Annotated in this window: 11 protein-coding genes; 5 read left to right on the top strand and 6 right to left on the bottom strand. The window is 64.1% G+C overall.

Translation table 11 applies throughout. The annotated features are described in order from the left end of the window. The 4 genes from EN884_RS12410 to EN884_RS12425 all read right to left on the bottom strand — a co-directional run. Positions 1 to 630 (bottom strand): FAD-dependent oxidoreductase (locus tag EN884_RS12410; RefSeq protein ID WP_128360566.1); only part of this gene is annotated, 630 nt, incomplete at its 3' end. Next, a complete protein-coding gene (locus EN884_RS12415) occupies positions 620 to 1,969 on the bottom strand; it encodes a glucoamylase family protein (RefSeq protein WP_013528141.1) in 1,350 nt (449 codons plus the stop codon). The genes EN884_RS12415 and EN884_RS12410, both read right to left, overlap by 11 nt. A gap of 143 nt (positions 1,970 to 2,112) precedes the next feature. Next, positions 2,113 to 2,865 (bottom strand): SDR family NAD(P)-dependent oxidoreductase, encoded by a 753-nt coding sequence (locus EN884_RS12420; RefSeq protein WP_013528140.1) that lies wholly within the window; start codon positions 2,863 to 2,865, stop codon positions 2,113 to 2,115. Between the two features lie 136 nt (positions 2,866 to 3,001). Continuing rightward, complete coding sequence (locus tag EN884_RS12425; RefSeq protein WP_013528139.1) at positions 3,002 to 3,811, bottom strand: IclR family transcriptional regulator; 810 nt, start codon at positions 3,809 to 3,811, stop codon at positions 3,002 to 3,004. 186 nt (positions 3,812 to 3,997) lie between these two features. On the opposite strand from EN884_RS12425, the gene EN884_RS12430 reads away from it, so the two are divergent. The 5 genes from EN884_RS12430 to EN884_RS12450 are packed head-to-tail and all read left to right on the top strand — an operon-like array spanning position 3,998 to position 9,268. Then, positions 3,998 to 5,011 (top strand): ABC transporter permease, encoded by a 1,014-nt coding sequence (locus tag EN884_RS12430; RefSeq protein ID WP_063169870.1) that lies wholly within the window; start codon positions 3,998 to 4,000, stop codon positions 5,009 to 5,011. After that, on the top strand, positions 5,008 to 5,853 hold the full coding sequence (locus tag EN884_RS12435) for an ABC transporter permease (protein ID WP_024501859.1): 846 nt from the start codon (positions 5,008 to 5,010) through the stop codon (positions 5,851 to 5,853). Before EN884_RS12430 ends, EN884_RS12435 begins: the two co-directional genes overlap by 4 nt. A gap of 3 nt (positions 5,854 to 5,856) precedes the next feature. Continuing rightward, a complete protein-coding gene (locus EN884_RS12440) occupies positions 5,857 to 6,933 on the top strand; it encodes an ABC transporter ATP-binding protein (RefSeq protein WP_082826631.1) in 1,077 nt (358 codons plus the stop codon). Next, a complete protein-coding gene (locus tag EN884_RS12445; RefSeq protein WP_013528135.1) occupies positions 6,930 to 7,961 on the top strand; it encodes a dipeptide ABC transporter ATP-binding protein in 1,032 nt (343 codons plus the stop codon). Before EN884_RS12440 ends, EN884_RS12445 begins: the two co-directional genes overlap by 4 nt. 35 nt (positions 7,962 to 7,996) lie before the next feature. Continuing rightward, a complete protein-coding gene (locus EN884_RS12450; RefSeq protein WP_063170445.1) occupies positions 7,997 to 9,268 on the top strand; it encodes a CaiB/BaiF CoA-transferase family protein in 1,272 nt (423 codons plus the stop codon). A 163-nt stretch (positions 9,269 to 9,431) separates the two neighbouring features. Here EN884_RS12450 and EN884_RS12455 read toward each other — a convergent pair whose 3' ends face one another. Next, positions 9,432 to 10,070 (bottom strand): class II aldolase/adducin family protein, encoded by a 639-nt coding sequence (locus EN884_RS12455; protein WP_063170446.1) that lies wholly within the window; start codon positions 10,068 to 10,070, stop codon positions 9,432 to 9,434. Continuing rightward, positions 10,070 to 10,257, bottom strand: a 188-nt coding sequence (locus EN884_RS12460) for a hypothetical protein (protein ID WP_164894986.1), incomplete at its 5' end; no start/stop codon positions are given. The genes EN884_RS12455 and EN884_RS12460, both read right to left, overlap by 1 nt.

Consider the following 10,257-nt stretch of genomic DNA (forward strand, 5'->3'; position numbering starts at 1 on the left):
GCCAATGACCAGAAGCCGCTTCGGGCACTCCGTGAGCTCGAACATGGTCTCGTTGCTGAGATAGCCGGCCTCGGCAAGGCCTGGAATCGTCGGCAGCCTCGGGCGCGCGCCTGTCGCGATCAGCGCCTTCCTGAAACGCAAGGTTTGTCCGGCGACCGTGACAGCGTCCGGTCCGGAAAACAGCGTTTCGCCGAAATAAAGGTCGATGCCTTCGGAAACCAGCCTATCGGCGGCATCCGCGCGGCTGATCCGCTGCCGGATCTGCCGCATCCGCGTCATGGCGCGCGGAAAGTCGACGTGAAGACGGTCCGGCATGTCGCCGCCGAAATTCTCGGCATCGCGCATGTCGGCATAAAGCCTTGCGGTGCGGATGATCGACTTGGACGGGATGCAACCGACATTGACGCAAGTTCCGCCGATCAGATTGCGCTCGATGAGCGCGACCTTTGCGCCGAGGCCGGCCGCTTCGTAGGCGGCAGTCAGCCCAGCCGGCCCGGCACCGATGACGACGAGGTTGTAGGGACCGTCCGGCTGCGGGTTCTTCCAGTGCGGCGGATGGGCGCTCGCGATCAGACTGATGTCGTTGCTGTCGACGGGGAAGGCGGTGGTCCTGGTCCGGTCACGCGACATTGCCGCCACCTGACGCCGGGCTTGCCGGCTGAGACAGCCAGCCGCCATTGAATCCGGCCTTGTGCAGGCCGCGACGGATATGCTGATTGGACCGCATCAGCTTCCAGATCAGCCCTGACCGATGGTTCTCGATCATCATCACCACGATACCCTGATCCAGCCCATAGTGGCCCTCCGACACCCAGCCGTGCCTCCCGAATTTACGCCGGTTCGCCAATGTCGGATTGAAGCCGCTCGGCAGCCGGAAATTGTCGATCACCTCGGGGTAGCGATCACCGAGATGGCGCAGCGCCGCCAGGCAGATCTCCGGCGCGAAAGGCAGTGATGCCGGATAGGACCAAGGGGCGATCGTCCCGTCATCGGGCCCGAACGGAGCGCCGCGCGCGGCATAGCCGGAAAACCGCCGGCGCTGTCGCTCCACGCTGGTGCGGAAGCCGCCCGGCCCGTCGCCCGCCGAAAGTCCCCAAAGGTTCTCTTCATAGCCGTCATAGCCGTAAGGGTTGTGGCGCGCATAGTCGCGATGCAGATAGGTCGAGCGGCGGCTGTTTTCGAAATAGTCCGAGTTCTTCTCGCGCATGAAGGCGTCGCGGATGCCGGCGAAATCGATCCAGGCATGCGAGAACTGGTGCATGAACAATGGGCCGCCATACAGCACGTCGTAGCCGTAGATGTTTTCCCACTGATAGGTCGCCGTCCAGCCCTCGTAGCTGTTATCCGAGGTTGGACTGTCAGGCGAGGCCATCGACAGCACGTAGAGGATCGTCGCTTCGTTGTAGCCCTCCCAGCCATAGTGCAGAAAGCCGCTCTTTGGCTTCCAGCCTTGCCGCAGGGTCGGGCTTGAACCTTGTGCCCACCGCCAGTCGACGCGCCGGTAGAGCGCCTCGGCCAGTTGGCGGATTTCGGCTTCCTCGTCATCGTCACCGGAGAAATAAGCGCTCGCCACCAGCATGCCTGATATCAGCAACGCCGTATCCACCATCGACAGTTCGCAGCGCCAGACGCGCAGGCCGGTCCGCATATCGAGGAAGTGGTAGTAAAAACCCTTATGGCCGGTGACGTCGTCGCTATTGCCTTGCCGGCTGGTCGAGAAGAAACGCAGCGCGGCCAGCGTCAGCTTCGCGGCGGCATCGCGCGTCATCCAGCCGCGCTCGACGCCGATCGGATAGCTGGACAGCGCGAAGCCGACGACAGCGATGCTGGCCGGCGAATTCGGCCGCGATGTGTCCGCGACCAGTCCGTTTTCGGGGTTCACGTTATCGAGGAAATAATCGAAGGCGGCGCGCTGATAGCGGTCCAGAAGCTCATCGTCGGACAGTGCGGCAGATTCGGCTCTAAGCAAAAGTAGCAAACTCCCGCCTGACGGCTGCATTCCGTGTCATGGTTCCCGCTACCTTGTCGCGACTTGTCGCTTCGAGGCGTCCAACTATACGCCCGCATGCTCCGTCCGTTGCACCGTCACGTGGAATTGAGATTCGTTCTGCCTCAGTAGGTGGCGCGGCCGCCGGAAACGTCGAACACGGCGGCCGTCGTGAACGAACACTCTTCCGAGGCGATCCAGCAGATCAGCGCCGCCACCTCGTCGACCTCGCCAAAGCGCGCCATCGGTATCTTGGACAGCATGAAGTCGATGTGCTCCTGGCTCATCTGCTTGAAGATCGCGGTGCGCACGGCCGCCGGCGTGACGCAATTGACCGTCACCCCGGTCTTGGCCAGTTCCTTGCCGAGCGACTTGGTCAGGCCGATCACCGCGGCCTTGGACGTGCTGTAGGCGGAGGCGTTGGGATTGCCTTCCTTGCCGGCGATCGAGGCGATGTTGACGATGCGGCCATAGTTGCGCTCGAGCATGTGCGGCACGAGCGCCTTGTTGCAGTAGAAGACGCCGTTGATGTTGATGTCGATGACCTTCTGCCAATCTTCCGCCGAATAGTTCCAGGTCGTCATGTTCGGCCCGGTGATCGCCGCGCTGGTGACCAGGATATCGACACCGCCAAGCGCTTCGAGCGTTGACCGGGCAGCGCGCTCCACGCCTGCGGCATCGGCAACGTCGATAGCGATGCCGTGAAGACTGGGGATGACGGCCTTGGCCTGTTCGATCTGGGCGGGATCGCGATCCCAGACCGAAACCCGTCCGCCTTCTTCGACAATCCTCTGCGCCACCGCCAGACCAATGCCCGATGCGCCACCGGTGATGACCGCCACCCGGTCGCTGAACCGTCCTGCAAAATTCATCGGCATCCGATCTCCCCCCGTCACCCGAACCCGATGGACTGACAACGCGAGCGCCATGCCATCGGCGGCGACTGTGCTGCCCCCACCAGGCAAGTTCAAGCCGGCATGCAGCCCGATCGTCTGGGCCAATCCCGTGCCGGGATTACACGGGAATTCCCTCGAGTTGGTCGCCCAGTGCTTTCACCATCGCCACCAGCGCCGGTCCGATCTCGGCATGCGCGCGGTCCTCGGTGATGATCTCGCCGATGCCGCCGCAGGTGATGGCAACCAGCGGCGAGCCGTCACGCGGGCGGAACGGCACGCCGACTGCATGGATGTAGCTGTGCCAGGCGCCGAACGACGTCACATAGCCCTGGCGTGCATATTGGGCGATCGCATCGTCGATCGCCGCCGCGATCATCGCTGCCTTGTCCGGCTCCGCCTCCTGCAAAGCCCGTACAAGGCTGACGCGCTCCTCGGGTGAAAGGGCCGCCGCATAGGCCAGCCCCATCGATGTCTTCCAGATCGGCAGATAGGAGCCCGGGTTGAGCCGCAGCGTGACAAGGCTCTCCGACCGGCAATTGGCGAGATACACCATGTTGAGGCTGTCGCGCGTGCCGAGCGCCACCGCCGCCCCCGTCAAATCGGCCAGCGGCTGCATCAGCGGCCGGGCGACGTGCACGACGGCGCTTGAACTGAGCGCCGAATAGCCGAGCGCCACGGTAGCCGACCCCAGGCTGTAGCGGCCGAGATCCTTGTCGTACAGGAGGTAGCCGAGCGCGCTCAGCGTATAGGTGATGCGCGACACCGTGGCTTTGGGCAGGCCGGTGCGGGCAATGATGTCCTGGTTGCCGAGCGAGGCGTCGCCCGGCCGAAAGGCGCGCAGGATGCCGAGCCCGCGCACCAGCGACGACGAAAGCTGTGCGCCTTCGCCTTCAAGCTCCGTCTCGTCCCTGGTGGCTCGCTTGCGCACGCTGAGGTCTTTCTGGCGTCGTCGTCCGCCTGTCGGGCCGGTGACGTCGGCACTGTCGATCAAAAATGAAATTAAATTCCATTTATATTGACAGCGGCTTTCGCGGGCTGTCAATATGTTTCCGTCGATGGCATGTCCCAGCGCCTTGTGCCATCTTACAAAGCCCCTCCTTGTGAAGGTAGCCACGTGTCTCGCTATATTTTGCGCCGGCTTATCGCAATGCCGTTTCTGGTGCTCGGCATCGTCACCATCGCCTTCCTGATCACCACGGTGACCAAGGGGGATCCGCTGACCGCGATTGTCGCCGAACAGCAGATGAGCAACCCCGAAGTGGTGGCCGCCGCCAAGACGCGTTGGGGTCTCGATCGTCCTTTGCCGGAACGCTATATGATATATCTTGGTAATCTGCTGAGCGGCGATCTTGGCACCTCTTTCATCACCAAGCGCAATGTCGGCACCGACATTCTCTACCGCTTGCCGGCAACGCTCGAACTGGTTTTCGCCGCGATGATCTTCGGCACCACGCTCGGCATCGTGCTTGGTGTGCTGGCCGCCTATTTCCGCAACAGCCTGATCGACCATGGCGCGCGGCTGTTCGCCTTGTTCGGCTCTTCGCTGCCGGTGTTCTGGTCGGGGCTCGGCCTGTTGTTCATCTTCTCCGTCATGCTGAACTGGTTGCCGGGGCCGGGCAGGGTCGATGCCCGCTTGGCATTGCCGCCCGGCATCACCGGCTTCCTGACCATCGATTCGCTTCTGGCTGGCGACTGGACCGTCCTCAAGGACGCGCTCTGGCACCTGCTTCTGCCGGCCTTCGTCCTCGGCTGGACGGTTTCGGGCACCATATCGCGGCTGGTGCGCGCCAACATGCTTGATGTGATGAGCCGCGAGTTCGTGCTCACCGCGCGCGCCAAGGGGGCGAGCGAATTCCGCGTCGTCATCGTCCATGCGCTGCGCAACACCATGGTGCCGACCCTGACCGTCATCGGCTATTCCTTCGCCTATCTGATCACCGGCGCGGTGCTGACCGAAACCATCTTCTCCTGGCCGGGCATGGGATCCTATGCCGTGGAGGCAGCGCGTGCGCTCGACTTCCCGGCGATCATCGGCGTCACCATCGTCGGTGGTCTCGCCTTCCTGGTCACCAACCTTATCACCGACATACTCTATGTCGTGGCCAATCCGCGCGTGAGGTTGAGCTGATGGCAGTCGTCGTCACCAAGTCCCGCTCCTCGACGGTTCCCGAATGGCTGACCGCGCCATTGGTCATCGGCACGGTCGTCATCCTGTTCTGGCTGTTCATGACCGTATTCGCCAACCTGGTCGTGCAGTTCGATCCGCTCGAAATGGTCGCACGCCGGCTTCAGGCGCCAAGCTGGGCGCATTGGCTGGGTACCGACGCACTCGGCCGCGATGTGCTGGCCCGCACTCTGCACGGGGCCGCGCATTCGCTGCCGATCGCGGTTCTGGTCGTCGTCTCTGCAGTGATCATAGGCTCGCTGCTCGGCGCCATTTCCGGCTTCGTCGGCGGATTGACCGGCGCGGCGATCATGCGGCTTGTTGACGTCACTCTGTCCTTTCCGCCGATGCTGCTGGCCATGGCCGTCGCGGCGTCGCTCGGACCAGGCCTCGGCAATGCCGCCATAGCCATGGTGCTCGTCTGGTGGCCCGTCTACGCCCGGCTGATGCGGGCGCAGGTATTGGAGGTGAAGGAGCGCGAGCATGTCGAGGCGGCAATCGCCGCCGGCGCCAGGCCGCGGCGCGTGCTGTTCACGCACATATTGCCGCTTTGCTGGACCCCGGTGCTGATCAGCGCAACCATGGATCTCGGCCAGGTCGTGCTGCTTGCCGCGTCGCTCAGCTTCATCGGCCTCGGCGCCACGCCGCCGACACCCGAATGGGGCTCGATGATCTCCGATGGCGCCGTTCATTTCTATCAATGGTGGATCGCCTTCGGTCCCGGCGTCGCCATCCTCACCATCGTGCTCGGCTTTAACTTCATAGGCGACGGCTTGCGCGACATTCTCGATCCAAGGTCGGACTAGGCGATGAGCGCACAGATTTCCTCAGCGCCACCGGGCGCAGTCGACAAGGTGGGCGAGCGCGAGCCGCTGCTGTCCATACGCGGTCTGCGGGTCGGATTCCGCAAGGCCGGCAGTCAGTTCGAAGCGGTTCGCGGGATCGACCTCGACGTCGCCAAGGGCGAAGTGGTCGGCATTGTCGGTGAGTCCGGCTCGGGCAAGTCCGTCGGCATGCTCGCCGCGCTCGGCCTCACGTCAAAGAACGCGGTGGTCACCGGCTCGGTCCGCTTCAACGGCGACGAACTGGTCGGCAAACCGGCGCGCGAGATGCGCAAGATCAGGGGCGCGCGCATCGCCATGATTTTTCAGGACCCGCTGTCCTCGCTCAATCCGGTGATGACCGTCGGCGCCCAGATTGCCGAGGCGGTCAGGCTGCATCAGCGCGTGACACGCAAACAGGCGATGACGCGCGCGGTCGAATTGCTCCATCTGGTGGCGATCCCGCAGCCGGAGCGCCGGGTCAACCAGTATCCGCATGAATTCTCCGGCGGCATGCGCCAACGCGCGGTGATCGCCATGGCCGTCGCCAACGATCCTGACCTGTTGATTGCCGACGAACCGACCACGGCGCTCGATGTCACGGTGCAGGCACAGATCCTGGCCGTGCTGCGCTCGCTGCAGGAACGGCTCGGCCTCGGCCTGGTGCTGATCACCCATGATCTCGGCGTCGTCGCCGGCCATGCCGACCGCGTCGCGGTCGTCTATTCCGGCCGTGTCGTCGAACAGGCAGGCGTATCCGAGCTGTTCGCCGATCCGCGCCATCCTTACACGCGTGGCCTGATCGCCTCGATCCCCAACCTCGAGGAAAGCCGCGAGCGGCTGTTCTCGATCGACGGTTCGCCGCCCGCACTTGGGCGCTTGCCGGGCGGCTGCGCCTTCCATCCGCGCTGCATTTATGCCGCGGCACGCTGCCGGACCGAGGACCCGCCTTTGCACGATGTCGGCGGCCGGTTCTCGGCCTGTCATTTCGCGACGACCTTGCCGCCCTTCCACAGTGCTGTGCTGGCGGCGGCGAGCCTGGACAGTGGAGACGTGGCCTCATGAGCGCAGCGGAGCAACTCCAGGCGGAAACCAAACCGGCGGCTGCGCTTTCTGTTCGCCATCTCGTCAAGGACTTTCCGGTTCGCGGCGGCCTCGTCTTCGACCGTGCCGTTGCCCATGTCCGTGCGGTCGCCGATGTCTCGTTCGACGTAGCACCGGGCGAAACGCTGGGTCTGGTCGGTGAATCCGGTTGCGGCAAGTCGACCCTCGGGCGCTGCCTGATGCGGCTGATCGAGCCGACCAGCGGCGAAAGCTGGTTCCGTGGCCAGAACCTGCTCGCGCTCAATCACGAAGACATGCGCCTGATGCGGCGCTACATCCAGCTCGTCTTCCAGGATCCCTACGGGTCGCTGCATCCGCGCATGCGCATTGCCGACAACATCGCCGAGCCGCTGCGCATGAGCGACATGTCGGCGACCGACCGCCGCGCGCGCGTCGCCGAATTGCTCGAACTGGTGCGGCTCAATCCCGAGCATGGCAAGCGCTATCCGCACGAACTGTCCGGCGGCCAGCGCCAGCGCGTCGTCATTGCCCGCGCGCTGGCACTCAATCCGCAAGTGGTGATCCTCGACGAGCCGGTTTCGGCCCTCGACGTTTCGGTGCAGGCCGGCGTGCTCAATTTGCTCAAGGACATCCAGCAATCCTTCGGCACCTCCTATCTGTTCATCGCGCATGATCTGTCCGTCGTGCGCCACATCTCGCATCAGGTGGCGGTGATGTATCTCGGCAAGATCGTCGAGATCGCGCCGGCGGCCGAACTCTATTCGAGGGCGCTGCATCCCTACACCCAGGCGCTGCTGTCGGCGGTGCCGCTCGCCAATCCCGAGAAGGAGCGCAAGCGCGAGCGCATCGTGCTGAGCGGCGATGTGCCGAGCCCGCTCAACCCGCCATCCGGCTGCCGCTTCCGCACGCGCTGCTTCAAGGCGCAGGCGATCTGCGCTGCCGTCGAACCGCCGCTCGATCCGGCCGGTGGTTCGCATCGGGTCGCCTGCCATTTCCCGGAGCCGGTCAACACTTTCAGGGCTGTCTGAGTAGCCTGCCGAATTCACCCGAAGGAATTTTGATCGTGACTGAGGACCATTCCGCGAATGCCGGTACGGCAGAACCCGCGCGCTTGCCGCTCGAAGGCATCAAGGTTCTCGATCTCTCGCGTGTGCTGGCCGGGCCGTGGGCAACGATGAGCCTTGCCGATCTCGGCGCCGAGATCTGGAAGATCGAGAACATCGACGGCGGCGACGACACCAGGGCGTGGTCGGTGCCGAGCTACAAGGGTGTCTCGACCTACTATCTCTGCGCCAATCGCGGCAAGCAGAGCATCGCGCTCGACATGAAAAGCCCGCAGGGGTTGGCGATCGTGCGCGAGCTGGCGGCGAAGGCCGACATCGTCGTCGAGAATTTCCGCTCAGGTACCGCCGATAGGCTCGGCGTCGGTTTCAAGGAGCTCAGCGCGTCAAATCCGCGGCTGATCTACTGTTCGATCTCCGGCTACGGCCAGACCGGGCCCGATGCCGGACGGCCCGGCTATGATTTCGTCATGCAGGCCGAAAGCGGCCTCATGGCCATCACCGGCGAGAGCAATGGCGAACCGATGCGTGTCGGCGTCGCCATCACCGATATCGTCTGCGGCATGGTCGCCACGCAGTCGATCCTGGCGGCGCTTTACGAGCGCGCGACGACCGGCAAGGGCCAGTTCCTCGACCTGTCGCTGATCGACTGCGCGCTCAGCCTGCTGATCAATGTCGGCAGCGGTTACCTTAACACCGGCCAAGAGGTCGCCCGCTACGGCAATGCCCATCCGACGGTCGTTCCCTATCAGATATTCGAAGCCTCCGATGGCAGCTTTGCGCTGGCGGTCGGCAATGACCGCCAGTTCGCGGCGCTGTGCGAGAAGGTCGTTGATCTGCCACATCTGGCTGGGGATTCGCGCTTCATCAAAGCAGGGGCGCGCGCCACCAACCGTGAGGCGCTGATCCCGCAACTAGCCGCCGTCTTCAAGACCAAGCCACGTGACCACTGGATGGCCACCTGTGCCGCCGCCAGCGTGCCGGCCGGCACGGTAAAATCGATACCGGAAGTCTTCGACAGTCCCAATGTGCGCGAGCGTGGCCTCGTCCAGACCTTGCCGCATCCGCATCTCGGCTCCGTCGCCATGGTGCGCCCGGCGCAGGGACTTGCCGCGCAGCTGACCGCGGACTTCACCGCGCCGCCGATGCTGGGCCAGGACACAGCTGCCGTGCTGGCCGACGTGCTCGGCTATAGCGCCGAGATCATCGACCAGCTGATCGGCACCGGCGCCATCGGCGTCTATACGCCGGCCGCCGAACCGATCCCCGCCTGATCTTCATGGAGCTTGACGGGCCTTCGTCTCGCATTTGCAGGTCGACTGAATGGTTCTTCAACAGGGCGAAGAGCCGTTCCTTGTTTTGGGGCAATCCCCTGGGGAAAGCGCTATGCGCTTTTCCCGGGAAACCGCTTCACCTTTTCTGGAATTGCTCGGCCGGCTACTTCTGCTGGCCGTAATTCTTGTAGCGCCCGCGAATGGCGGGGATCTCGCTGCCCTCGATGAGCACCGGCGTGCCGGCGCTGCGCGCCAAAAGGTACTGCCGCGCCAGGGTTTCCAGCTTGATGGTGCGGATGAGCGCCGTGTCGAGATCGCCGCCGAAGGCGATCATGCCATGATTGGCGAGCAGGCAAGCCGTGCGGTCCTTGAGCGCGACGACGGCAACCTTGGCCAGTTCGCTTGACGCGAAAAGCGCATAGTCCGAGCAGCGCACATCATCGCCGCCGAAGCCCGCCACCATGTAGTGGAACAGTGGCAGCGGTTCACGCAGGCACGACAGCGCCACGCAATGGTCGGGATGGGCATGCACGACGGCGCCGGCCTCGGGAAACGCCTTGTAGATTTCGGCGTGCATCTCCCATTCGCTCGACGGCCGGAACGCAGCGTCCCAGGATCCATCGAGCTGCATCGCCACCATTTGCTCCGGCCGCAAGGCGCTTGTGGCTATTCCCGTCGGCGTGATCAGCATGCCGCCTGTCGTGCGCACGCTGATGTTTCCGGTGGTGCCGACATTCATCCCGCTGGCGTCCAGCGTCTGCGTCGTGGTGATCAGGCTCGTGCGTTCGATTTCGAGTTCCATCACGATGCTCTCCTTGCCGGTGGCCATGTGTCGATCGCCGGCGCAATAGTGCTCGGCCGTGTCATGTCTTGCAGAACGTCGGTGAAGATATCGGGGCCGCCGAGCTTTCCCGATTTCAGCATCAGCGCCAGCGGATCGGAGGGCCGGCCGGGGAGGTGAGCGATGGCGCTGATGCTGAAATCGGGAA

Origin of the sequence: Mesorhizobium sp. M7A.F.Ca.AU.001.01.1.1 (genome assembly GCF_004022735.1) — a bacterium.
Classification (GTDB): domain Bacteria; phylum Pseudomonadota; class Alphaproteobacteria; order Rhizobiales; family Rhizobiaceae; genus Mesorhizobium; species Mesorhizobium ciceri.

Bases quoted from the DNA above. Each gene is read 5' to 3' on its own strand.
- EN884_RS12445 (WP_013528135.1), top strand. From the start codon at position 6,930: ATGAGCGCAGCGGAGCAACTCCAGGCGGAAACCAAACCGGCGGCTGCG.
- EN884_RS12440 (WP_082826631.1), top strand. From the start codon at position 5,857: ATGAGCGCACAGATTTCCTCAGCGCCACCGGGCGCAGTCGACAAGGTG.
- EN884_RS12455 (WP_063170446.1), bottom strand. From the start codon at position 10,070: ATGGAACTCGAAATCGAACGCACGAGCCTGATCACCACGACGCAGACG.
- EN884_RS12420 (WP_013528140.1), bottom strand. From the start codon at position 2,865: ATGCCGATGAATTTTGCAGGACGGTTCAGCGACCGGGTGGCGGTCATC.